This is a genomic window from Streptomyces sp. UG1 (assembly GCF_049974585.1).
Taxonomy (GTDB): Bacteria; Actinomycetota; Actinomycetes; order Streptomycetales; family Streptomycetaceae; genus Streptomyces.
This window is the reverse complement of record NZ_JBNGGG010000041.1, coordinates 1-22,160: the sequence shown is the minus strand read 5'-3', so window position 1 is coordinate 22,160 and position 22,160 is coordinate 1. Positions and strand designations below refer to the sequence as shown.

General features: G+C 71.1%; 18 protein-coding genes and 3 pseudogenes. 10 read left to right on the top strand and 11 right to left on the bottom strand.

Features of this window, described 5'->3' with window-relative positions; translation table 11 throughout:
* Positions 1-4: 4 nt before the first annotated feature.
* Genes ACP4J3_RS37440 through ACP4J3_RS37420 form a run of 5 tightly spaced genes read left to right on the top strand, consistent with a single transcriptional unit; the run spans position 5 to position 5,321 of the window.
* Complete coding sequence (locus ACP4J3_RS37440; protein WP_426540871.1) at positions 5-1,294, top strand: hypothetical protein; 1,290 nt, start codon at positions 5-7, stop codon at positions 1,292-1,294.
* On the top strand, positions 1,291-2,238 hold the full coding sequence (locus tag ACP4J3_RS37435) for a glycosyltransferase family 2 protein (protein WP_426540781.1): 948 nt from the start codon (positions 1,291-1,293) through the stop codon (positions 2,236-2,238). The genes ACP4J3_RS37440 and ACP4J3_RS37435 overlap by 4 nt, the downstream gene beginning before the upstream one ends.
* The gene (locus tag ACP4J3_RS37430) at positions 2,235-3,434 is read left to right on the top strand and encodes a polysaccharide pyruvyl transferase family protein (RefSeq protein WP_426540780.1); all 1,200 of its coding nucleotides are present in this window, start codon (positions 2,235-2,237) and stop codon (positions 3,432-3,434) included. Before ACP4J3_RS37435 ends, ACP4J3_RS37430 begins: the two co-directional genes overlap by 4 nt.
* Positions 3,431-3,982, top strand: coding sequence for a dTDP-4-dehydrorhamnose 3,5-epimerase (rfbC, locus tag ACP4J3_RS37425; protein WP_426540779.1), 552 nt, complete (start codon positions 3,431-3,433; stop codon positions 3,980-3,982). Before ACP4J3_RS37430 ends, rfbC begins: the two co-directional genes overlap by 4 nt.
* A 7-nt stretch (positions 3,983-3,989) precedes the next feature.
* Positions 3,990-5,321, top strand: coding sequence for a glutamate-1-semialdehyde 2,1-aminomutase (locus ACP4J3_RS37420; RefSeq protein WP_426540778.1), 1,332 nt, complete (start codon positions 3,990-3,992; stop codon positions 5,319-5,321).
* Positions 5,322-5,364: 43 nt separating this feature from the next.
* Here ACP4J3_RS37420 and ACP4J3_RS37415 read toward each other — a convergent pair whose 3' ends face one another.
* The 3 genes and pseudogenes from ACP4J3_RS37415 to ACP4J3_RS37405 all read right to left on the bottom strand — a co-directional run bounded on the left by ACP4J3_RS37415 (position 5,365) and on the right by ACP4J3_RS37405 (position 7,784).
* Positions 5,365-6,024, bottom strand: a complete 660-nt coding sequence (locus ACP4J3_RS37415) for a phosphatase PAP2 family protein (protein ID WP_426540777.1) — start codon at positions 6,022-6,024, stop codon at positions 5,365-5,367.
* Between the two features lie 483 nt (positions 6,025-6,507).
* A pseudogene (locus ACP4J3_RS37410) lies at positions 6,508-6,790 on the bottom strand (M17 family peptidase N-terminal domain-containing protein); the annotation flags it as partial.
* A gap of 78 nt (positions 6,791-6,868) precedes the next feature.
* A pseudogene (locus tag ACP4J3_RS37405) lies at positions 6,869-7,784 on the bottom strand (GNAT family N-acetyltransferase).
* A gap of 245 nt (positions 7,785-8,029) precedes the next feature.
* Here ACP4J3_RS37405 and ACP4J3_RS37400 point away from each other — a divergent pair.
* Together ACP4J3_RS37400 and ACP4J3_RS37395 are read left to right on the top strand one after the other, a co-directional pair.
* The gene (locus ACP4J3_RS37400) at positions 8,030-8,830 is read left to right on the top strand and encodes an alpha/beta fold hydrolase (RefSeq protein ID WP_426540776.1); all 801 of its coding nucleotides are present in this window, start codon (positions 8,030-8,032) and stop codon (positions 8,828-8,830) included.
* 189 nt (positions 8,831-9,019) lie between these two features.
* Positions 9,020-9,748 (top strand): annotated as a pseudogene (locus tag ACP4J3_RS37395) (ATP-binding cassette domain-containing protein).
* Here ACP4J3_RS37395 and urtE read toward each other — a convergent pair.
* The 5 genes from urtE to urtA all read right to left on the bottom strand — a co-directional run bounded on the left by urtE (position 9,661) and on the right by urtA (position 14,516).
* Complete coding sequence (urtE, locus tag ACP4J3_RS37390; RefSeq protein ID WP_426540870.1) at positions 9,661-10,353, bottom strand: urea ABC transporter ATP-binding subunit UrtE; 693 nt, start codon at positions 10,351-10,353, stop codon at positions 9,661-9,663. The pseudogene ACP4J3_RS37395 and the gene urtE sit on opposite strands and share 88 nt — an antisense overlap.
* Positions 10,354-10,358: 5 nt before the next feature.
* Complete coding sequence (urtD, locus tag ACP4J3_RS37385; protein WP_426540775.1) at positions 10,359-11,150, bottom strand: urea ABC transporter ATP-binding protein UrtD; 792 nt, start codon at positions 11,148-11,150, stop codon at positions 10,359-10,361.
* Positions 11,147-12,268: an urea ABC transporter permease subunit UrtC gene (gene urtC, locus ACP4J3_RS37380; RefSeq protein ID WP_426540774.1), complete on the bottom strand. Its 1,122-nt coding sequence runs from the start codon at positions 12,266-12,268 to the stop codon at positions 11,147-11,149. Before urtC ends, urtD begins: the two co-directional genes overlap by 4 nt.
* Complete coding sequence (gene urtB, locus ACP4J3_RS37375) at positions 12,265-13,149, bottom strand: urea ABC transporter permease subunit UrtB (protein ID WP_426540773.1); 885 nt, start codon at positions 13,147-13,149, stop codon at positions 12,265-12,267. Before urtB ends, urtC begins: the two co-directional genes overlap by 4 nt.
* A gap of 113 nt (positions 13,150-13,262) precedes the next feature.
* On the bottom strand, positions 13,263-14,516 hold the full coding sequence (urtA, locus tag ACP4J3_RS37370; RefSeq protein WP_426540772.1) for an urea ABC transporter substrate-binding protein: 1,254 nt from the start codon (positions 14,514-14,516) through the stop codon (positions 13,263-13,265).
* Positions 14,517-14,930: 414 nt separating this feature from the next.
* Here urtA and ACP4J3_RS37365 point away from each other — a divergent pair, with 414 nt between their 5' ends.
* Positions 14,931-15,407, top strand: coding sequence for a MarR family winged helix-turn-helix transcriptional regulator (locus ACP4J3_RS37365; protein ID WP_426540771.1), 477 nt, complete (start codon positions 14,931-14,933; stop codon positions 15,405-15,407).
* Here the strand turns inward: ACP4J3_RS37365 and ACP4J3_RS37360 are convergent.
* The 3 genes from ACP4J3_RS37360 to ACP4J3_RS37350 form a co-directional block, all read right to left on the bottom strand.
* The gene (locus ACP4J3_RS37360; RefSeq protein ID WP_426540770.1) at positions 15,364-16,482 is read right to left on the bottom strand and encodes a substrate-binding domain-containing protein; all 1,119 of its coding nucleotides are present in this window, start codon (positions 16,480-16,482) and stop codon (positions 15,364-15,366) included. The two genes, ACP4J3_RS37365 and ACP4J3_RS37360, sit on opposite strands and share 44 nt — an antisense overlap.
* A 208-nt stretch (positions 16,483-16,690) precedes the next feature.
* Positions 16,691-18,019, bottom strand: coding sequence for a class I SAM-dependent RNA methyltransferase (locus ACP4J3_RS37355; protein ID WP_426540769.1), 1,329 nt, complete (start codon positions 18,017-18,019; stop codon positions 16,691-16,693).
* A gap of 104 nt (positions 18,020-18,123) precedes the next feature.
* Positions 18,124-20,172: an APC family permease gene (locus ACP4J3_RS37350; protein WP_426540768.1), complete on the bottom strand. Its 2,049-nt coding sequence runs from the start codon at positions 20,170-20,172 to the stop codon at positions 18,124-18,126.
* A gap of 506 nt (positions 20,173-20,678) precedes the next feature.
* Here ACP4J3_RS37350 and ACP4J3_RS37345 point away from each other — a divergent pair.
* Positions 20,679-21,350 (top strand): potassium channel family protein, encoded by a 672-nt coding sequence (locus ACP4J3_RS37345; protein WP_426540767.1) that lies wholly within the window; start codon positions 20,679-20,681, stop codon positions 21,348-21,350.
* The gene (locus ACP4J3_RS37340) at positions 21,350-22,027 is read left to right on the top strand and encodes a potassium channel family protein (protein ID WP_194039877.1); all 678 of its coding nucleotides are present in this window, start codon (positions 21,350-21,352) and stop codon (positions 22,025-22,027) included. Before ACP4J3_RS37345 ends, ACP4J3_RS37340 begins: the two co-directional genes overlap by 1 nt.
* Positions 22,028-22,160 lie beyond the last annotated feature (133 nt).

The following is a 22,160-nucleotide window of genomic DNA, read 5'->3' as shown; positions in this document are numbered from 1 at the left end:
GCCGATGACCACCGAGGAGGAGAAGACGAGGCCGACGGCGGCGGGGGCCAGGCGCGCCATCGCCGGCCGGCTGTCCTGGGGACTGGCCGACCAGGCGGCCTCCAGCATCGGCAACTTCCTGGTGGGGATGTACGTGGCACGCTCGCTGGGGCTGGCCGCGTTCGGCGCGTTCACCCTGGTCTGGGTGACCTACGGCGTGGTGCTGAACGTCTCGCGCGGGCTCGCCTCCGATCCGCTCGTGGTGCGCTTCAGCGGCGTGCCGGACGCGTCCTGGCGTGCGGCGACGGCCCGGGCGTCGGGTACCGCGCTGGGCGTCGGTGCCGTCATCGGCGTGGTGTCCATGGCGGCCGGGCTGAGTCTCGGAGGCCGGCTGGGGGGAGCGTTCGTCGGCCTCGCCATCGTGCTGCCGGGGCTGCTCCTGCAGGACGCCTGGCGATTTGCGTTCTTCGCCGCGGGCGCCGGGCGGAAGGCGTTCGTCAACGACGTCGTGTGGGGCGTCGCGCTCGTCCCTGCCTTGGTGATGGCGGCCAAGGCGGGCAGCGTGGCGGGCTTTGTGCTCGCCTGGGGCGGGTCCGCCGCGGTGGCCGCGGGGTACGGCTGCTTCCAGTCCGGCATCCGGCCCAGACCGGCCCTGGCGCGGGCGTGGCTGCGCGAGCAGCGCGACCTCGGCTACCGGTACCTGGTCGAGAACGTCAGCCTCAGCGGTGCGAGTCAGCTGCGGGCGTACGGGCTCGGCGCGATCGCCGGGGTCGGCGCGGTGGGTGCGGTCCGGGGCGCCGAGCTCCTGCTCGGCCCGTTCCTCGCCGTGCTGATGGGCGTTTCGCTCGTCACCGTACCGGAGGCGGCACGGGTGCTGCGGCAGGCCCCGCACCGGCTGGGCAGGTTCTGCGGTCTGCTCTCCGGCGCGCTGGCCGCCTTCGCGCTGCTGTGGGGCGGCGCGCTGCTCCTGGTGCCGGACTGGGCCGGCGAGCACCTGCTCGGCCAGGTCTGGGACTCCGCCACCCGGCTCATCGTGCCGATCTCGCTAGGCGTCTCGGCCGTCAGCTTCGGCGTCGGCGCGGCGGCGGGGCTGCGCGCGCTCGCCGCGGCCAAGCGCAGCCTGCGCTGCCAGCTGTTCGCCTCCGCCTGCTACGTCGGCGGCGGCCTCGCCGGGGCGGCCGCGGCCGGCGCGGTCGGCTCGGCCTGGGGCGTCGCCGCCGCGAACGCCTGCGGTTCCGCCGTGTGGTGGCTGCAGCTGCGGGCCGCCCTGCGCGAGCGCCACCACAACTCCGTTCCCGAAGTGAGGACTTCATGACCGCGCAACCCAGGCTGAGCATCGGCCTGCCTGTCTACAACGGCGAGGAGTACCTCGCCGAGTCGCTCGACGCCCTGCTCGGCCAGACCTACGAGGACTTCGAACTGGTCATCTCCGACAACGCCTCGACCGACGGGACCCAGGACATCTGCCGCAAGTACGCAGCCCAGGACTCCCGCATCCGGTACATCCGGCTGACCCGGAACATCGGCGCCGCGCCCAACCACAACTACGTGTTCACCGCGTGCCGCGGCGAGCTGTTCAAGTGGGCCTCGCATGACGACCTGTACGCCCGGGACCTGCTGCGGCGCTGTGTGGAGGCGCTGGACGAGCGGCCGCACGTGGTCCTCGCCCACGCCGACCAGGCGGTCATCGACGGCGACGGCAAGGTGAAAGTCCCGTACGACTACACGCTCGCCACCGCCTCCCCGCACGCGCCGGAGCGCTTCCGCAGCTTCCTGTTCGAGCCCGGCGGCGACGACTTCTACGGCGTGCTGCGGGCCGACATGCTGCGCAGGGTCAGGCCGCACGACAGCTACCACCACGCGGACCGCACGTTCGTCGCCCAGATCGTCCTGCAAGGCCCCTTCCACCAGGTGCCGGAGCTGCTGTACTTCCGCCGCGACCACCCCACCCGCGCCGAGCGGGCGAACCCGTCCAAGCGCTCCCGGTGCGTCAACCTGGACCCGCGCCGGGCGGGCCCGCTGCACCCGACGCCCCGGTTGCTCGCCGAGTACGTCTGGGGTTTCGTTTCCGCCATCCAGCGGGCGCCGTTGTCCCCGGCCGACCGGCGCGCGTGCTACCGCCACCTGGCCGCGTGGATGACCAGCCGGGCCCGGCCGGGCGCCGGCGAGCGGGTCGAGGACCGCGCCCCGGTCGATCCGGGCCGGCTGACCGTCTCCGTCGACGCCCTTGTCGCCGGCCGTGAAGGGAGGCAGGCGTGAGGGCTCCGGTGCGCGTCGGGCTGTTCGGTCTGCTCGGCTCCGGCAACCTCGGCAACGACGGTTCGCTCGAGGCCGTGCTCGGGTACCTCCGCGCCGAGCACCCGGAGGCGGTCGTGGACGCGCTGTGCGGCGGACCCGAGGTCGTGTCGACCCGGTACGGCATCCCCGCGACACGGCTGAACTGGTACAGCGGGGAGTACCGGACCGCGTCGAGCGCGGGCGCGATCGCCGGGAAGGGTCTGGGCAAACTCGTCGACGCCGTCCGCACCGCCGCCTGGGTGCGCCGGCACGACGTGGTGATCGTGCCGGGCATGGGCGTGCTGGAGGCCACGCTGCCGCTGCGGCCGTGGGGCTTCCCGTACTCGCTGTTCCTGCTCTGCGCGAGCGGCCGGCTGTTTCGCACCCGGGTCGCGCTGGTCAGCGTCGGCGCCTCCCCGATCAGCCACCGGGCGACCCGAGCCCTGGTGCGCTGGTCGGCACGGCTGGCCACGTACAGGTCGTTCCGGGGCGCCATGTCCCGCGAGGCGATGCGGGCGATGGGCGTGGACACCGCGCGCGACGAGGTCTATCCGGACCTCACCTTCGCCCTGCCGAACCCGCGCGCGAGCGCGCCCGCGGACCCGCCGGGCCCGGTCTGCGTCGGCGTGATGGCCTTCCACGGCGGCAACGACGAGCGCGCCCGGGCCGAGGAGATCCACCGACGCTACCTCGACGGGACGACCCGGTTCGTCCGCGCGCTGGTCGAGGACGGCAGGCCGGTCCGGCTGCTCATCGGCGACGAGCTCGACGCGCCGGTGGTCGCCGCGGTCCTCGACGCGGTGGACTCGCCGCTCGTCACCGCCGCCGAGGCGACCTCGCTCGCCGACCTGATGAAGGAGGCGGCGGCTGCCGACGCCGTGGTGGCGACCCGCTACCACAACCTGGTCTGCGCGGTGAAGGTCGGCACGCCGACGCTCGCGCTCAGCTATTCGGCGAAGAGCGACGTGCTGATGGCGGAGATGGGCCTCGATGCGTACTGCCACCCGGCCCGCGAGGTCGACGCCGACCGGCTGCTGGAGCAGTTCCGGGCGCTGGAGAAGCGATCGGCGGAGCTGCGGCGGACCCTCGCCGAGCGGAACCTGGCCGCTGTCCGGCGCGTGGAGCACCAGTTCACCGCCCTGACCGCGTCCCTGCTCCCGGCGACGGAGGCCTCATGAAAGCGACCGAAGTCCCTCAGATCGCGGGCGCGTTCCTCTTCGAGCCGACGCCCTACGCCGACGAACGCGGCTTCTTCTGCCGCACCTTCGACGCCGACGTGATCCGCTCGGTGGGCCTCGACCCGCACGCCTTCGTCCAGGACAGCGTGTCCCGCTCGGCCCGGGGCGTGCTGCGCGGCCTGCACCTGCGCTCCGGCGCCGGCGAGGCCAAGCTGGTGCGCTGCTCGTACGGCAGGATCTTCGACGTGGTCGTGGACCTGCGGCCGGACTCACCGACGTACCTGGGCCGGGCCTCTTTCGAACTGTCCGGCGAGACGCAGACGACCCTCTACATCCCGGCGGGATGCGCGCACGGCTTCCAGGCGCTGACCGAGACCGCCGACACCTCGTACCGGATCGACCGCCCGCACGACCCGGCCGAGGACGTGACGATCGCCTACGACGACCCGGAGCTGGCCATCCCCTGGCCGCTGCCGGTCACATCGATGTCCCGGCGGGACCGGGAGGCGCCGAGCCTGGCCGAGGTCCTGAAGCGAATGGAGAGGTGAAGCAGGCGTGGACAACTCAGGCGAAGAGCTCCTGCTGCCCCGGTCACGGCAGGCGAACGAGCGGCTGCACGCCCTGATCCCCGGGGGCGCGCACACCTACGCCAAGGGCGACGACCAATACCCCGAGAACCTGGCCCCGGTCATCAGTCACGGCCGCGGTGCCCACGTGTGGGACGTCGACGGCAACCGCTACATCGAGTACGGCTCCGGCCTGCGCTCGGTCAGCCTGGGCCACGCCCACCCGCGCGTGACCGAGGCGGTACGGCGCGAACTCGACCGCGGCAGCAACTTCGTGAGGCCGTCCATCCTGGAGGTCGAGGCGGCGGAACGCTTCCTGGCCACGGTGCCGACCGCCGAGATGGTGAAGTTCGCCAAGAACGGCTCCGACGCCACCACCGCCGCGGTCCGCCTGGCCCGCGCCGCCACCGGCCGCCAGCGGGTGGCGATCTGCGCCGACCACCCCTTCTTCTCCACCGACGACTGGTTCATCGGTACGACACCGATGTCGGCCGGCATTCCGGCGCCGACCACCGACCTCACCGTGACGTTCCCGTACGGGGACCTGACCGCCACGGAGGAGCTGCTCACCCGCCACCAGGACGAGATCGCCTGCCTGATCCTGGAACCCGCCACCCACACCGAGCCACCGCCCGGCTACCTCGCGGGCCTGCGCGAACTGGCCGACCGGCACGGCTGCGTGCTCGTCTTCGACGAGATGATCACCGGCTTGCGCTGGTCCGAGGCGGGCGCCCAGGGCCTGTACGGCGTCGTCCCCGACCTCTCCACGTTCGGCAAGGCGCTGGGCAACGGGTTCGCCGTCTCCGCACTGGCCGGGCGCCGCGAGCTGATGGAGCGGGGCGGACTGCGCCACTCCGGCGACCGGGTGTTCCTCCTCTCCACCACGCACGGCGCGGAGACGCACTCGCTGGCGGCCGCGACGGCCGTGCTCACGACGTACGTCGAAGAGGGCATCACCGACCGACTCCACACACTCGGCGAGCGGTTGGCCGCCGGTGTCCGTGAGGCGGCGGCCGGCATGGGCGTCGGCGACCACGTCGTCGTCCGCGGCCGGGCCAGCAACCTGGTCTTCGCCACCCTCGACGAGAACCGGCAGCCGTCGCAGCGGTACCGCACCCTGTTCCTGCGCCAACTCCTCGCGGGCGGGGTGCTGGCCCCGTCGTTCGTGGTGAGCAGCGCGCTCGGCGAGGCCGACATCGACCGCACCGTCGAGGTGGTGGCGCAGGCATGTGCGGTGTACCGAAAGGCACTGGACGCCGCCGACCCCACCCCTTGGCTGGGGGGACGGCCGGTGAAGCCGGTGTTCCGCCGCCTGGCGTGACATGACATGGCGCGACGTAACTGTGACATGACGTGACGTGACGTCAGAGACGCTCCCGCCCAAGGGCGTCGGCCGTCCGATCGACCAGCCATGCGGTCGCCGTTACCACCGCCAGCGCGGTGCACCAGCCGCCGATGACGTCGGTCGGATAGTGCGCGCCCAGGGCGACCTGCGCCCACCCCATGGCGGCGCCGGCAACCAGCGCCGCGGCGAATACGAGCGACGCGCCGACCGCCCTGCCGAGGCCGAACCGTCCGGCCACGAACAGCCCCACCACGAGGGCGAGCGCGGTGAGGAAGGCGGTGTGCCCGCTCGGATAGGACAGGTTGTCGTCACCGTGGATGGTGCGTCCCACCAGGGGCTTGAGCAGCGTCGTCGTCCCCACGCTCAGCCCGGCACCGGCAACGACGAGCACCGCCGCCCGAGGCCGCCGAAGCAACAGGCATCCGCTCACGGCGACCAGGACCAACATCGCCGCTCCGGCGGGCTCCCCCAGGAAGTCGATGCCCAGAGCGACGTACCGCCACGACGGCCCCGCACCGTCCACCGCCGCCCAGATCCGCGCGTCCACCCTGCCGGGCGCGCCGTCGCCGGCGTACAGGCCCCCGAGCACGACGACCACCAGCGCGGCGAGGGCCGCGATCAGCCCGAGCCACACGCGCAGCGACGGGGGCAGCACCGCGGGCCCCGACCGGCCGGTCACACGCCTCAACGAGCCCCCCGTCGTCTCCGACCCGACCCTGGGTCAGGACTTGTTTCTCGGCTCGCTGTCCCGTGTGCGGGCGCCCAGAGGGTCACGAGCGTCACGGCCGACAGCCCTTCCCTTCTCTTCGTGCGGAACAAGGCTGCCACGAGTCATGGCCTCCATCCCACAGCATCGCGCACCCACGCCGAGCGACCTCTCGGGCGCGGTCGAGGATCTCGCGCTGTACCGGGAAAAGTTCCGGCGACGACTGCCGGAGTCGCTGATGGTGTTCTGCTTCTTCTTGCCGGAGACGACCGCCTTGCGCCGGGGCGTCCCGCCAGGGGGCGTCTGCCCTGGACTTCCGTGCCGTCCGCGGATTCCGACGCCCTCGGCCCCGGCGTCGGCGAACAAGTCCTGACCTCGAGGATCGCGGCAGAGCAGCCGGTCGGTGAACACCAGCCGCAGCTTGCGCCCCGGCACGCCGCCGGGCGCCACCACTACGGGCCCAGGTCCGAGCAGCGCGGCCTCGGCCAGGGGCGACGTTCTTCTTGCCCTGGGCGCCCTTGCCGGTGTCCTTGGCGTTCTCCTTGTAGACGTCGAAGGCGTACGCCCCGAGCAGCACGCCCTCGGCGACGGCGCCGACGTCACCGGAGTCGCCCAGCGGCAGCGCGAACGCGGCCTTCTTGGAGCCGGCGAGGGCGCGGGCGGCGACACCGGCGGCCTTGCGCAGGGCCTCGGCGTCGTACGCGGCGTCCTTCTCGGGCGCGGCGCCCAGCCCCACCGCCCAGCCTCACAACTCCCCCAACCCGTACGGCCCTTCTCACGTCACGGACCGGGCCGACCCGCCTTGCCCCCGAGGTCGTCACCGCGGGCGGTACTCCCAGCGGCGGTCCGTGCGGGTCAGTTCGCGGAAGCCCGCGGTGATCAGGTGGTCGATCGCGGTCCAGTCGGTGGCCGGCTCGTAGGCGAGGAGGCGGTCGACGCCCACACAGGCGCAGCCAGTCGGCGGCCTGGGCGAGCAGCCGGTGCTCCAGTCCCTGCCCGTGGTGGGCGCGGTCGATGTGCAGATTGCCGATGTCGGCGAAGCCCGCGGTCCGCGTGTGGCGTTCGGGGCGGCCCAGGGCCGTGTCGACCTCGATGAAGCCCAGGGCCTGCCCGTCGACGTACGCCGTGAAGCGGGTACCGCACTCCCCCAGGGTGCGGTCGACCGTGACGCCGGGACGCGGTTCGGGCCGAGGCAGGTCGGCGACGTACGCGATCAGCAACACCTCCGTGTCACCGGTGTGCCGGAAGCCCGCGCGTTCGTAGCGGGCGCGGACATGTGGCCAGGGCCGGGGCAATCCGTAGACGGCCGGGGCGGGCAGAGCGCCGTCGGCGTACCGGATGCGGACGTTCCAGCGGGCGAGCTGCGCCAGGCAGGTGGCCATCAGCAGGTCTGCCGCCGCCTCCGAGTCCGCCCAGAAGGAGGCCGGCGGACGGCAGACGAACCACTGGATCTCACCGGCGTCCCGGTAGTCCCCGCCAACCTCGCTGTCGGCCCGGTAGCGCAGCAGATGGGCCGCGGCGACGACGTATCGGCGCTGCTCGGCGACGAGCGTGACCCGCTCGCTCACCCACGGGTCGGTGATGAGCTCGTCCGGCTGCCGTTCCAGGCCGCTGAGCACGGTGTTGACGGAAACCGAGACGCCGGGGACGACGGCGCCGACGTGCATGTTGATCAGTTCGGTGAGCTGGTCGCGGTCGTCGCGGCGGAAGGGGCGTACTTCGAGCGCGGGCATGCGGGACCTCCGGGACAGGGTGATGGGCTGGAGGCCGCCACGCGGTGCGGTACGGGGCCGAGAGTACGTCGACGGCGCCGCCGCGCACCGGTGACTTTCGCCGGATGACCGGGTCCCAGGTCTAAGTTCGCCTGTTGGTGAGGGTGGGCAGTTGGGCGCGGTGACGTCGAGAGTGGCGGGATCGCGATGTCTGTCGGCGGATCAAGGCGTACCGAACGCTGGTGCGGCGGCTCTAAATTCGGTTCATGGAAGAGATCAGCTACCAGGCGGCCGACGACTGCACCCTGCACGCCACCATCACTGGAGAGGGGCAGACCCTGGTCCTTATGCATGCCGGCGGCCCTGACCACAAGAGCATGCTTCCCCTGGCCGAACGGCTTGCCGATCGCTTCATGGTCGTACTGCCCGACCTGCGGGGCTACGGCCGGTCGGTCTGCAAGGACCCGGCCCGCTACACCTGGGCCCAGTATGTCGAGGACATGACGTGGCTCCTGGACCACATCGGTCTCTCCAGCGCCGTGCTCGCCGGCGCAGGCTTGGGCTCCACGATCACCCTTCGGACGGCGGCCGCATACCCGGACCGGGTCCGGGCGGCCGTGCTCATCGGGGTTGAGGACATTGAGGACGACGAGGCCAAGGAGGCCGAGATCCGCTTCCTCGACGCGTTCGCCGCCCGCGTCGAGGCGGAGGGCATCGAGGCGGGTTGGGAGCCCATCCTCGCCGACTTCCCTCCTGTTGTCGGCGCCATGGTGCGCGACGCCATCCCCCGATCGGACCCCGCCAGCATCGTGGCCGCAGCCGCTATCGGCCACGACCGTTCCTTCCGCAGCGTCGACGAACTCGCGACGATCACCGTGCCGACCCTCATCTTCCCGGGCACCGACCCACGCCACCCCACCGCTCTTGCCGAAGCGGCCGCCGACACCCTCCCCAACGGACAACTGGCCACGATCCCGATCGGCGACGACCTCCAGACTGCCGTGGACCTCGCCCGCGCCACCGCTCCCGCCATCCGTGAATTCCTAACAGATCGGTCCCACCCGTGATCGGCACGGGGTGATCATGGCGGTTGCATGTGTGGTGACATCCGATGGACGGCCCGGGCCGGGCCCTGCTGATGATCAGCCGCGGCCTGCTCCAGGCCCTCCTCGAGCGCGCCTCCGCAACCTGCGCCACCCCAGCCTCCGACGAGCGGCGGAACCGCCTGTCCCCATCCGCACGTTCCGGAGGAATCCGTGCTTGAACTGCGCGCCACCGCCACCGGATACGACAGGAAGGCTCCCATCGTGCGAGACGCCTCGCTGACCGTCGCACGCGGCGAGGCCGTCGGTCTTCTCGGCCCTCGCAGCCTTGTGGCACCGCCCCGACGCAGGCACCGTGACGCTCGACGGCGAACCCGTACGACACTGGCGTCACCGCGCCCCACCCGCCCACCGCACCGCTTTCGGCGTGGTGTTCCAGCAGCCCCGCCTCTCCGCCGCCCCCCGCCTGAAGGCTCACCGACCTGATCGCCGAACCCCTGCGCGCCACCGGCCGCCGCGACGAGATCCCGGAACGCGTCGCCGAGCCGACCGCCGCCGTCGACCCCACCCCCTGACCTCCTGGGCCGTCGCCCGCACGAGGTCAGCGACGGCCGGCTCCAACGCGCCTGCCTCACCCGGGCCCTGGCGCTGCACCGCCCGCACCGGCTGATCTGCGACGAGATGACCGCCATGCTCGACGCGTCCGCCACCGCCGCGCTGGTGGCGGCCGTCGAGGACTACCGCACCACCACCGCCGCCGGCCTCCTCGCTGTCGGCCACGACCAGGTGCTCCTGGACCGCTGGTGCGACCGCCCGCTCCACTGGAGCGGGCGCTGCGGCGCCCGCCCCAGGTGTCACACGCTGAGCGCCGCCCGCACTGTTTGCTCGGCGCCCGTCCCGCCATCGCCGGAGGACGTGACCCGTCCTGCTTCCAGCACGTAGTACCGCTCGGCCGCCCGCATGGCGAAGCCCACGTGCTGTTCGACGAGCAGGACGGACAGGCCACCGCGCCGTGTCAGGGCGAGGATCGTCTCCTCGATCTCGGCGACGACAGAGGGCTGGATGCCCTCGGTCGGTTCGTCGAGCAGGAGGAGCCTGGGCCGGGTGATCAGGGCCCGGGCGATGGCGAGTTGCTGGCGCTGGCCGCCGGAGAGGAGTCCGGCGCGCCGGCCGGACAACTCTCGCAGCACCGGGAAGAGATCCAGGGCCTCCGCGGTGGCCTCCTTGCCGTCGGGGCGGCCGTCGGCGACGAGTTGGAGGTTCTCAGCGGTGGTGAGGTGCGGGAATGACTGCTGGCCCTGCGGGACGTACGCCATGCCGCGGGCCACGCGCCGGTTCGGGGCGAGGCGCGTGATGTCCTCGCCGTCCAGCAGGACGGTCCCGCTCTTCGGCCTGAGCAGGCCCATGGCGGCACGCAGGAGGGTGCTCTTGCCGGCGCCGTTGTGGCCGAGGACAGTCGCGACGCCGTCCTTCGGGACGGAGACGGTCACACCGTGCAGCACGGTCGTGCGGTCGTAGCCCGCCTGAACGGAGTTGATCTCCAGCATGGGCGTCACGCCTCCTCGGCGACAGGTACGGAAGCGGTGGCCGCCTGGGCGGCGGGCTCGGGTTCGCAGGCGCGCCCGAGATAGACCTCCTGGACCCTCGGATCGGCCTGGACCGCGGCGACCGAACCCTCGCTGAGCACCTTGCCTGCGTGCAGGACGGTGACGCTGCGGGCGAAGGAGCGCATGAAGTCCATGTCATGTTCGATGACGACGACCGTGCGGTCCCCGCTCACCCGTCGCAGCAGTTCGCCGGTCGCCTCGCGTTCGTCGTGGCTCATGCCGGCGACGGGCTCGTCGAGCAGCAGCAGCTTCACGTCCTGGACCAGTAGCATGCCGATCTCGAGCCACTGCTTCTGGCCATGGGCCAGCACACCCGCCGGACGGTCGCGCAAGTCCGTCAAGCCCGTGGTCTCCAGCGCCTTGGTCACCGGCTCGGGGATGCCCTTGCGGCGCCGGAGCATCGTCAGCGGGCCGCGTCCGGCGCCCGCCGCGATGTCGAGGTTCTGCAGGACGGTCAGCTCCTCGAAGACCGTGGCCGTCTGGAACGTACGCCCGATGCCCATGCGGGCGATGCGGTGCACGGGCCTGCCCAGGAGTTCCTCGCCGCCGAAGCGGGCCGATCCTGTGGCCTTGACCAGGCCGGTGACCGCGTCGACGAGGGTGGTCTTGCCGGCGCCGTTCGGGCCGATGAGGAAGCGCAGGTCGCCGGGGCGGATGTCCAGGTCCACGCCGTCGACGGCCGTGCAGCCGTCGAACGTCACCCGCAGGTCGCGGACGGTCAGTCCCTCGCCGCTCATGCTGTCTCTCCTGTCGGGGTCGTACGGGTACGGCGGTTGCGCAGGACAATCACCAGGGACGCCAGTCCGCCGGGCAGGAAGCCGACCGCCACCACGAACAGCAGGCCTTGGAGGTACGTCCACGCGGCGGGGAAGGCGTCGGAGAGCGTGCTCTGCGCCCAGGACACCGCGATCGCGCCGAGCACCGCGCCCACGAGGCTGGCCCGGCCGCCGACCGCGGCGCCGATGACGAAGCCGATGGACGGCACGATCCCGATCAGGGCCGGGGAGATGATGCCGACGGCCGGGACGAAGAGGGCGCCCGCCAGTCCCGCCATGCCCGCCGCGACGACGTACGCGACCAGCTTGACGTTGGCCGGGTTGTAGCCGAGGAAGCGGACGCGCTCCTCGGAGTCCCGTACGGCGATGAGGAGTTCGCCGTACCGGCTGACGAACAGTTGCCGGGCGGCGGCCATCAGCACCAGCAGCACGGCTGCGATGACGAAGTACACCATCCGCTGGTTGACGGGGTCGTTGAGCGAGTAGCCGAAGAAGCCCTGGATGTCGGTCAGCCCGTTGGTGCCACCGGTCGTGGCCTGCTGGCCGATCAGCCAGATCGACAGGGCCGCCGCAAGCGCCTGGCTGAGGATCGCGAAGTAGGCGCCCTTCACCCGGCGTCGGAAGACGAAGAAGCCGAGCAGGGCTGCGACCGCCATGGGCAGCAGCACGGTCATGGCGAGGGCGAAGGCCGGGTTGGCGAAGGGCTGCCACCACCAGGGCAGCGCGTCCGAGGTGCCGTACAACTGCATGAAGTCGGGCAGCGTCTGGCCGGTGTCGGCGGCGTCGGCGAGCTTGAGGTGCATGGCCATGGCGTAGCCGCCGAGGCCGAAGAAGACGCCCTGGCCGAGGACGAGCAGCCCGCCGCGGCCCCAGGCCAGGCTGACGCCGACCGCCACGATCGCGTAACAGAGGTACTTCGCGAGGAGGTTGAGCCGGAAGTCCGAGAGGGCGAGCGGGGCGACGCCGATGAGCAGGACGGCGCCGAGGAGGAAGGCACCGGGCACCCGGAAGCGTTCCAGCGGGGACGCCGGCGGCTGCGCCACTGGCGTCGTGGGGGTCGGGGAGGTCGTTGTCGTCATGCCAGGCTCCGGGTGCGCAGTGTGTACAGGCCCTGGGGTCGCCACTGGAGGAAGGCGACGATCGCCACGAGCACGATGACCTTGGCGACGCTGACCGTCGTGGAGTACTCCAGCACCGACTGCAGCACGCCGAGCGCGAACGCCGTGATGACGCTGCCCTTGAGCTGGGCGATGCCGCCGACGACCACGACCAGGAAAGCGTCGACGATGTAGTTGGTGCCCATCGTCGGGCCGATCGGGCCGACCAGGGTGAGCGCGACGCCGGCCACACCCGCCAGGCCCGAGCCGATGAAGAACGTCGTACGGTCCACCCGCTCGGTGGCGATGCCGGAGACCTCCGCGAGGTCGCGGTTCTGCACGACGGCCCGGATACGGCGCCCGAGCGGTGTCAGCCGCAGGATCAGCGTGAGGCCGAGGACGCACAGCAACGCCAGGCCGAGAATGAACAGCCGGTTGTTGGCGAGGGTGATGCCCGCGACCGAGATGTTGCCGGTCAGCAGGTCCGGGGCGTGGGTCTGGACGTTGGGGGCGCCGAAGATGTCGCGGGCCAGTTGCTGGAGCATCAGCGAGACGCCCCAGGTCACCAGCAGGGTGTCCAGTGGCCGGGTGTACAGGCGCCGGACGAGCAGCCACTCCAGCAGCGCGCCCATGGCGCCGGCGACCAGGAAGGCGAGCGGCAGGGCGACGAGCAGGGAGACGCCGGCGTCGCTGATGGACTTCTGCAGCACGTACGTGGTGTAGGCGCCGGCCATGATGAACTCGCCGTGCGCCATGTTGATCACGCCCATCTGGCCGAAGGTCAGGGTCAGGCCGAGCGCGATGAGCAGGAGGACGGCACCGATACTGATGCCGGTGAAGGACTGGTTGAGGATGACCGTCATGAAGCGGCTCCGGAAGGGGACGGGCGTGCCGGGTGCGTGCGGGATGCGCGGGCGCGGGGCGGACCGGCCGGTGAGAAGGCCGGGTCCGCACGCGAGGGATGAGCCGATCCGGGTCAGGAGAGACCGGAGGCCCAGTCATAGCCCTTCAGGTACGGGTCCGGCTTGATCGGCTTGCCCGAGTTCCACACCTCGGTGATCAGACCGTCCGAGCCGACCTTGCCGATCCGGGCCGTCTTGTAGACGTGCTGGGTGGCGCCGTCGACGGTCACCTTGCCCTCGGGAGCGTCGAAGGTGATGCCGTCCGAGGCCGCCTTCACCTTCGCCACGTCGAAGGAGCCGGCCTTCTCGACCATCGCCTTCCACAGGTAGACCGAGATGTAGGCCGCCTCCATCGGGTCGGACGTCGGCTTGTCCTTCCCGTAGCCGGCCTGGTACGCCTTCACGAACTTCTCGTTCGCCGCGCCCGGAGTGGTCTGGTAGTAGTCCCAGGCCGTCAGCTGGCCGTCCAGGTACTGGGTGCCGATGCTCTTGACCTCCTCCTCGGCGATGGAGACGGACAGCACCGGCAGGCTCTTGGCGGTGAGACCGGCGGACTTGTACTCCTTGAAGAAGGCCACGTTGCTGTCCCCGTTGAGGGTGTTGAACACGGCGTCCGCTCCGGCGTCCTTGACCTTGTTGACGATGGTGCTGAACTCCGTGGAACCCAGGGGCGCGTAGTCCTCCCCCATGATCTCCATGCCATTGGCCTTCGCATAAGCCTTGATGATCTTGTTGGCGGTGCGTGGGAAGACGTAGTCACTGCCGACCAGGTAGAGCTTCGTCAGGCCCTGTTTCTTGAGGTAGTCGAGAGCCGGGACGATCTGCTGGTTGGTGGTGGCGCCGGTGTAGAAGATGTACGGGGACTGCTCCAGGCCCTCGTACTGCACGGGATAGAACAGCAGCGACTTGTTGCGCTCGAAGACGGGCTTGACGGCCTTGCGGCTCGCGGAGGTCCAGCAGCCGAAGGTGGCCACGACCTTGTCGTCCGTGATGAGGGCCTGTGCCTTCTCCGCGAAGGTAGGCCAGTCCGAGGCGCCGTCCTGGCTGACGGGCTTCAGCTTCTTGCCCAGGACTCCGCCGGCGGCGTTGATCTCCTTGACCGCGAGCAGCAGCGCGTTGTGGACCGTCACCTCGCTGATGGCCATGGTGCCCGAGAGCGAGTTCAGCAGCCCCACCTTGACAGTGTCGCCGGAGGTGTCGGCCTTGGCGCCGTCGCCTGACGACGTGTCGCTGCCGGTCTTGGCGCCGCACGCGCTGAGAGCGGCGGACGCGCCGAGGGCCGAAACGCCCGCCAGGAGACCGCGTCTGCTGATGCTGAGCCCGGACATGCACTACCTCCTTGCCCCGAAGGGCGATGTGAACGGAGCGGAAGACTCTGGGGGAGGGATGAAGGGGACGCGCTTCAGAGGCGGCGGCGTTGGCGCACGGATCCCCAGCCGTTCCGGGGTGGCGTCCGGGCTGGTCGCTGAAGTGCGTCCACAGCCTGCGGCGGAACTGTTTCCCCTGCGTTTCGGTGCAATTGAAGGATAGTTTCCAGCGGAAGTATCAGTGCGGACTGAATGAGAAAAGTCATCGCTGGAGATGCATGCCTGTTGACAATTCCAGTGAATCCTTTGTCGCTTCCTGCGGAAAGGAACTGTTCCCCTGTTTCCCCTGTTTCCCCTGTCAAGGGTGCGGTGTTCGCCGGTAGGCTGCCAGGCATCCCCGCCACGGGGGCATGCGGACGCGAGTTGAGGAGTGCGATGGCGAGGCGGCCTGAGGAACTGCTCCACCTGCTGACACGAGCGGAACGCCTCTCCGTGCGCCGACTGCAGTCCGTGCTCGACGAGTTCGACTGCTCCGTCGAGGCGTGGCGGGTGCTGGACCTGCTCTCGGACGGGCGGGGCCACAACATGACGGCCCTCGCCGACCATGCCTTCTTGCCGGCGCCGAGCCTGACCAAGCTGATCGACCAACTCGTCGACCAGAACCTGGTCTTCCGCCGGGTCGACCCCACCGACCGGCGCCGCATCCTGGCCCACCTCACGCCGCGGGGCATGCAGCGCCGGCAGCGACTCGCCCGTGAAGTGCGCTCCGACTGGGCGGAGTTGGCGCCCCTGCTCGCCCAGGGCGACGGGGAGCAACTGGGGATGCTGCTGAACAGGCTGGCCGGGGCGCTGGAAGGCAGCAGCACGGTCACAACAACTCGTGCGGAGCGCGCAGTTGGGCGAGCACGGTGAAGTCGAGCCCGTCCGCCTGCGCCAGGTAGATGCGCTGACGCACATGCCGGCCGTCCAGACTCAGCAGGCCGCGCGGACCTTCGTATGAGACGTGCTCGGCGGCGGCTCCGATGGCGGACACGTCCAGGGTTCGGGCCCGTTCGATGAGCGCGGTCAGCAGCAGAACGCCCTCGTAGCAGGACTCGCCAAGGCTGCCCGGGGTCGGGGCGTCGGTCCCGAAGCGGTCGGCGTACTGGCCGTGGAAGTCCATGGTGTTCCGGTCGGCCAGTGAGGTGAAGAACCCGGCGGTGCTGAACAGGTCGACGGTGGCCTCGAAGCCGCTGCCCAGGAGCATGTTCTCGTCCATCAGCGTGCTCAGCCGCAGACACCGCTGATCGAGTCCGGAGGCGGCGAAGGCCCGGTTGAAGCGGACCGCGTCGCTGCCGACCAGGAGCATCAGCACGCCGTCGGCGTCCGCCCGCTCAATGCGCCGCAGCACGTCGTGGAAGTCCTCGGTGCCCAGAGGCAGGTACGCCTCGCCGCACACCCGGCCCCGGCAGTCACGCGCGTACCAGCGGGCGGCCCGGGCCGTGCGCCGGGGCCACACGTAGTTGTTGCCCACGACGAACCAGCGACGCACCCCCCGCGTCTCGGCCAGCAGCCGCATCGCGGGCAGCAGTTGCCAGGCCGGGGTCTCGCTGGTCATGAAGACGCCCTCGGTGCGTTCGCCACCCTCGTACAGGGCCGTGTAGACGTACGGCACACGGTGCGCGATCCGCGGCGCCACCGCCTGCCGCACCGAGGAGATGTGCCAGCCGGTGACGCCCTGCACCGCTCCCGTCTCCACCAGTGCCTCGACGTCCTCCGCGACCCGCTGCGGATCCGCGCCGCCGTCGACCTCCAGCAACCGCAACTCTCTGCCCAGAACACCGCCCGCCTTGTTGACCTCCTCGGCCGCCAGCCGTGCGCACGCCTCACAGGTGGGGCCGAAGATCCCGGCAGGCCCCTGCATCGGGTACACGAGCGCGACGTTCAGGGTCGAATCGTCGGCCGTGAACCACTCGGGGCTGTGAAGGCGCAGTGGTGGCCGGTACATGGCCCCATGATTTCCCGACCGCCCACGACACCCGAGCAGGGGCCGGGATCGAGACCATTTCGTATGGATGGGTCAGGGCCCGTGGCTTCGACAGCCGGATCGGACCTGCCGCGCCCGGGTATACGCATCGCCGAGGACGCTCGCCCCCCCCCACGGAAACATGTCGGCACGACCCGCCCGCAACCCGGCAAATCAGAAAAACGGCAGGTCAGACGCCCTTTGCTGCGGGCTCAAGAATCGCCACGCACTCCACGTGCGAGGTCATCGGAAACAGATCGAACGCCCGAAGCACCCGCACCCGATACCCCCCGTCCCGGAAGTACCCCAGATCCCGAGCCAACGCCGCCGGATCGCAGGCCACATACGCGATCCGGCGCGCCCCCAGCGACGCCAGATGCGCCACCGTCTTGCGCCCCGCACCGGCCCTCGGCGGATCCAGCACCACGAGGTCCACCTCGGTGATCCCGGTCCGCGGCAGCACCGTCTCGACCTTGCCCTGCTCGATCCGTACCCGGTCGAAGTCGGCGAGATTGTGCCGGGCGTCCTCCACCGCGCGCTTGCCGGACTCGATGCCGAGGACCGCGCCCTGCTCGCCGAGCCGGTCGGCGAGGGCGCCCGCGAACAGCCCCACGCCGCAGTACAGGTCGAGCGCCATCTCGCCCTTGCGCGGCAGCAGGCCCTGCATGACCGCCGTCACCAGGGTGTCGGCGGCCTTCGGGTGGACCTGCCAGAAGCCGCCGCCGCCCACGCGGTAGGTACGGCCGTCGGCGCGTTCGCGGACGAAGGGGCGGCCGTGGACGCGATGGATGCCGCCGTCCTTCTCGCCGATCCGCATCACCGACACCGGCCGGTCCAGCTCCACGATCGGCAGGCGTGCGCCCGGCCGGGGCGTGAGGATCACCTGGCGGTCCTGCGAACCCGTCGCGGCGATCGCCTCCACCGACGCCATGCCCGTCCAGTCCCGCTTCTCGATGCCCAGCTCGCTGACACCCGCCGCGGCGATCATGCAGTGGTCGACCGGCTCCACCTCGTGCGAGCGGTGCCGGCGCAGTCCGGCGTGGCCGTCCGCGTCGACCGCGTACTGCACGCGCGTGCGCCACTGCGGCACCTGCCCGGCGGGCAGCTTGTCGCCCTCGGCCGGCATGACCGTACCGTCCCAGCCGACGTCCTGCGGCGTCAGTCCCGCGAGCCGCTGCAGCTGCTCGGCGATGACCTCGCCCTTCATCCGGCGCTGTGCCCCGGGCTTGGCGTGCTGCCAGTCGCAGCCGCCGCAGCGGCCGGGGCCGGCGAAGGGGCAGGGCGCCCCGATGCGGTCCTTGGAGGCGTGCAGCACCTCCACCGCATCCGCGCGCAGGAAGCGGTCGCCCTCCTCGCCCTCGGTCACCCGGGCCACGACCCGCTCGCCGGGCAGCGTGTGCCGGACGAACAGCACCTGGCCCTCGGACGTCCGGGCGATGCAGTGGCCGCCGTGGGCGACGGGGCCGATCTCGACCTCGTACTCCTCCCCCACCAGCGACTTCTTCGGTTCTGCCTGCATGGTGGGGTGACTCCAGATTCCAGATCGAGAAGGGGAACGGCCCGCAACCAGCCGTCTCCGGGGGCCTGACAACAGCCCACCAGTCTACGTGCTCCCGGCCCGCGTCAGCGCGGGGCGCCCGTCTCCTTGGGCCGCTCCTGGGCCGGCCCGCGCCGTACCGAACCCGGCGCGTTCCACTCCTGCTGCTTGCGGGCCCGCCTGCGCGCCACCTCGGAGGACTGGAGCTGGTACGGCACCGAGGTCACCATGATGCCCGGCGTGAAGAGGAGTCGGCCCTTCAGACGCAGCGCGCTCTGGTTGTGCAGCAGGTGCTCGTACCAGTGGCCGACCACGTACTCGGGGATGATCACCGACACGGCGTCGCGCGGGGACTCCTTGCGCAGGCTCTTCACATACTCGATGACCGGCCGCGTGATCTCGCGGTACGGCGAGTCGAGCACCTTCAGCGGTACGTCGATGCCGCGCCGCTCCCACTCCGCGCGCAGCGCCTTCGTCTCCACCGGGTCGACGTTGACGCTGAGCGCCTCCAGGGTGTCCGAGCGCATCAGCTTGGCGTAGGAGAGGGCCCGCAGGGTGGGGCGGTGGATCTTGGAGACCAGGACGACGGAGTGCACGCGGGAGGGGCGGACGATGTCGTCGCTGGGGCCCTCGGGTGCCGCGAGCTCGTCGGAGACCCGGTCGTAGTGCTTCCGGATCGCGGTCATGGCCGCGTAGAAGATCACCATGCCGACCAGGGACACCCAGGCGCCGTGCTCGAACTTGGTGATCAGTACGACGACCAGCACCAGGCCGGTGAAGAAGGCACCGAACGCGTTGATCGCGCGGGAGCGGATCATCCGGCGGCGGGTGGCCGGGTCCCGCTCCGTGGCCAGGTGACGGTTCCAGTGCCGGACCATGCCGGTCTGGCTGAGGGTGAAGGAGACGAAGACGCCGACGATGTAGAGCTGGATCAGCCGGGTCGAGTCGGCGCCGTAGACCCACACCAGGAAGATGGCGGCGCCCGCCAGCAGCACGATGCCGTTGGAGAAGGCGAGCCGGTCGCCGCGGGTGTGGAGCTGGCGCGGCAGGTAGCGGTCCTGGGCGAGGATCGAGCCGAGCACCGGGAAGCCGTTGTAGGCGGTGTTGGCGGCGAGGAACAGCACGAGCGCGGTGGCGGCGGCCAGCAGGACGAAGAAGAAGGTTCCGTCGCCGAACACGGCGGCGGCCACCTGGGAGATCACCGGGTTCTGCACGTAGTCGGCGCCGACCGGGACGCCGTCGCGCAGCAGATCCTTGGCCGGGTTCTCGGCCATGTGGACGTCGGTGGCCAGGGCCAGGCCGATGATGCCGCAGAACATGGTCACCGCGAACACGCCCATGAGGGCGAGCGTCGTCGCCGCGTTCTTCGACTTGGGCTTGCGGAAGGCGGGCACGCCGTTGCTGATCGCCTCGACGCCGGTGAGCGCGGCGCAGCCGGAGGAGAAGGTGCGCAGCAGCAGGAAGACGAGGGCGAAGCCGGCGATGCCCTGGTGCTCGGGCTCGATGTGCAGTTCGGAGGTGGGCGCCTTCATCTCGTCGCCCAGCACCAGACCGCGGAACGCGCCCCATGCGATCAGCAGGAAGACGCCCGAGACGAAGACGTAGGTCGGGATCGCGAAGAGTCTGCCGGACTCCTTGACCCCACGCAGGTTCATCAGTGTCAACAGCACGATGATGACGACCGCGGACAGCACCTTGTGCTCGACGACGAACGGGATGGCCGAGCCCAGGTTCTCCACTCCGGAGGAGATCGACACGGCCACCGTGAGGACGTAGTCGACCAGCAGGGCGCTGGCGACGGTGAGCCCGGCCTTCGGTCCGAGGTTGGTGGTGGCGACCTCGTAGTCGCCGCCGCCGCTCGGATAGGCGTGCACGTTCTGCCGGTAGGACGCCACCACGGTGAACATCAGGATGACGACCGCGACCGCGATCCAGGGGGCGAAATGGTAGGCCGACACACCCGCGATGGACAGGACCAGCAGTACCTCGCCGGGCGCGTACGCCACCGAGGACAGCGGGTCGGAGGCGAAGACGGGCAGTGCGATGCGCTTCGGCAGAAGCGTTTCGCTCAGCCGGTCGCTGCGCAGCGCGCGCCCGATCAGAATCCGTTTGGGCACGTCGGTCAGTTTGGACACAACAGAGAAGCGTAAGCCCCCTGCCTGGGGCGGAGCACATCCGGGTGAAATCACGCGGGGCGCGGGGGTGAATTCCGTGCCGGTTCGCGCCGGGCGGCGCTCCGGGCGGCCGCCGCGTGCCTCCATGACCTGCGTCCGTACGCTCATCACATCCGGGAGACCTCATGTCGCACGCGACCGCTCAGCTCGTCGGTGCCCTCGTCACGCTCGCCGGACTCGCCGCCCTCGCACTGGCCAGCGTGCGCAGCTTCAACCGCCGCTGACCGGCGCCCGGGATCGCTCCTGGAGGCCCTGGCCGGACTGTCGGACCCTGGCGCTACGGTGGACCGTGGCGCAGGCGAGCCGCGATGGTCGAACCGCCAGGGATCATCGGCGGGATTCCCCGGCATGATGTTGCCCAGCGGTCCGCGACCGGCCCGCGTCTGTTGCCCGGCGAACCGAGAGAAGGTTATGAGCACCACGTTCACGCAAGTCGGACGCCTCACCAGGAGTGCGGGGTAAGCGCCGTGCACATCGTCATCATGGGTTGCGGAAGGGTGGGCTCCGCTCTGGCGCAGACCCTGGAGCAACAAGGGCACACGGTCGCGGTGATCGACCAGGACCCCACCGCGTTCCGGCGGCTGGGCCCCGGTTTCGGCGGCCGTAGGGTCACCGGCGTCGGCTTCGACCAGGACACCCTGCGCGAGGCGGGCATCGAGGAGGCGGGCGCGTTCGCCGCCGTCTCCAGCGGTGACAACTCCAACATCATCTCCGCGCGCGTGGCCCGCGAGATGTTCGGCGTGGAGAACGTCGCGGCGCGGATCTACGACCCCCGCCGCGCCGAGGTCTACCAGCGCCTGGGCATCCCCACCGTGGCCACGGTCCGCTGGACGGCCGACCAGATGCTGCGCCGACTGCTGCCCTCGGGCGCCGAGCCGCTGTGGCGGGACCCCACCGGCGGCGTCCAGCTCGCCGAGGTGCACGCGTCCACCGCCTGGGTGGGCCACAAGATCAGCAAGCTGCAGGAGGAGACGGGCGTGCGCGTCGCGTTCCTGACCCGGCTCGGCGAGGCGATCCTGCCCACCTCGCAGACGGTCCTGCAGGAGGGCGACCTGGTGCACGTGATGATGCGCTCCGACGAGGTCGACAAGGTCGAGGCGTCCTTCGCCAAGGGTCCCGAAGAGGAGGGCGGTCACTGATGAGGGTCGCCATTGCCGGCGCCGGCGCGGTGGGCCGCTCCATCGCGGGCGAACTGCTGGAGAACGGCCACGAGGTCCTGCTGATCGACAAGGCGCCGACCGCCATCTCGGTCGAGCGGGTGCCGCAGGCGGAGTGGCTGCTGGCCGACGCCTGCGAGATCACGTCCCTGGACGAGGCGGCGCTGCAGCGCTGCAATGTGGTGATCGCCGCGACGGGCGACGACAAGGTGAACCTGGTCGTGTCCCTGCTGGCGAAGACGGAGTACGGCGTCCCGCGCGTCGTCGCCCGCGTGAACAACCCCAAGAACGAGTGGCTGTTCAACGAGGCCTGGGGCGTGGACGTGGCCGTCTCCACCCCGCGTCTGATGTCGGCCCTGGTCGAGGAGGCGGTGAGCGTCGGCGACCTGGTCCGCCTGCTCCGCTTCAGCCACGGCGACGCGAACCTGGTGGAGCTGACGCTGCCGGAGGAGTCGGCCCTGGCCGGCACCCAGGTCGGCGACGTCGAGTGGCCCCAGGACACGTCCCTGGTCACCATCATCCGCGGCACACGCGTCCTGACGCCGTCCCGCGAGGACTCCCTGGAGGCCGGCGACGAGCTGCTCTTCGTGGCGGCGCAGGCCCGCGAGGAGCAGTTGGAGGACCTGCTGTCGGTGCGCCGCGAGGACACCGCGAGCTGAGCCCTCTGGGGGTTACGACGGGGGGGGGGGGGGCCGGGGGGGCGGGGGGCCCCCCCCCCCCCCCCCCAACACCCAAGGCCGCGCGGCGGGGGCCCCCCCCCGCCCGGGCCCCCCCGGCCCCGGCCGCCCCCGC

Coding starts and splice junctions, on each gene's coding strand:
- ACP4J3_RS37440 (WP_426540871.1), top strand. CDS start 5: ATGACCACCGAGGAGGAGAAGACGAGGCCGACGGCGGCGGGGGCCAGG.
- ACP4J3_RS37435 (WP_426540781.1), top strand. CDS start 1,291: ATGACCGCGCAACCCAGGCTGAGCATCGGCCTGCCTGTCTACAACGGC.
- rfbC (WP_426540779.1), top strand. CDS start 3,431: ATGAAAGCGACCGAAGTCCCTCAGATCGCGGGCGCGTTCCTCTTCGAG.
- ACP4J3_RS37400 (WP_426540776.1), top strand. CDS start 8,030: ATGGAAGAGATCAGCTACCAGGCGGCCGACGACTGCACCCTGCACGCC.
- urtE (WP_426540870.1), bottom strand. CDS start 10,353: ATGCTGGAGATCAACTCCGTTCAGGCGGGCTACGACCGCACGACCGTG.
- urtD (WP_426540775.1), bottom strand. CDS start 11,150: ATGAGCGGCGAGGGACTGACCGTCCGCGACCTGCGGGTGACGTTCGAC.
- urtC (WP_426540774.1), bottom strand. CDS start 12,268: ATGACGACAACGACCTCCCCGACCCCCACGACGCCAGTGGCGCAGCCG.
- urtB (WP_426540773.1), bottom strand. CDS start 13,149: ATGACGGTCATCCTCAACCAGTCCTTCACCGGCATCAGTATCGGTGCC.
- urtA (WP_426540772.1), bottom strand. CDS start 14,516: ATGTCCGGGCTCAGCATCAGCAGACGCGGTCTCCTGGCGGGCGTTTCG.
- ACP4J3_RS37365 (WP_426540771.1), top strand. CDS start 14,931: ATGGCGAGGCGGCCTGAGGAACTGCTCCACCTGCTGACACGAGCGGAA.
- ACP4J3_RS37360 (WP_426540770.1), bottom strand. CDS start 16,482: ATGTACCGGCCACCACTGCGCCTTCACAGCCCCGAGTGGTTCACGGCC.
- ACP4J3_RS37355 (WP_426540769.1), bottom strand. CDS start 18,019: ATGCAGGCAGAACCGAAGAAGTCGCTGGTGGGGGAGGAGTACGAGGTC.
- ACP4J3_RS37340 (WP_194039877.1), top strand. CDS start 21,350: ATGAGGGTCGCCATTGCCGGCGCCGGCGCGGTGGGCCGCTCCATCGCG.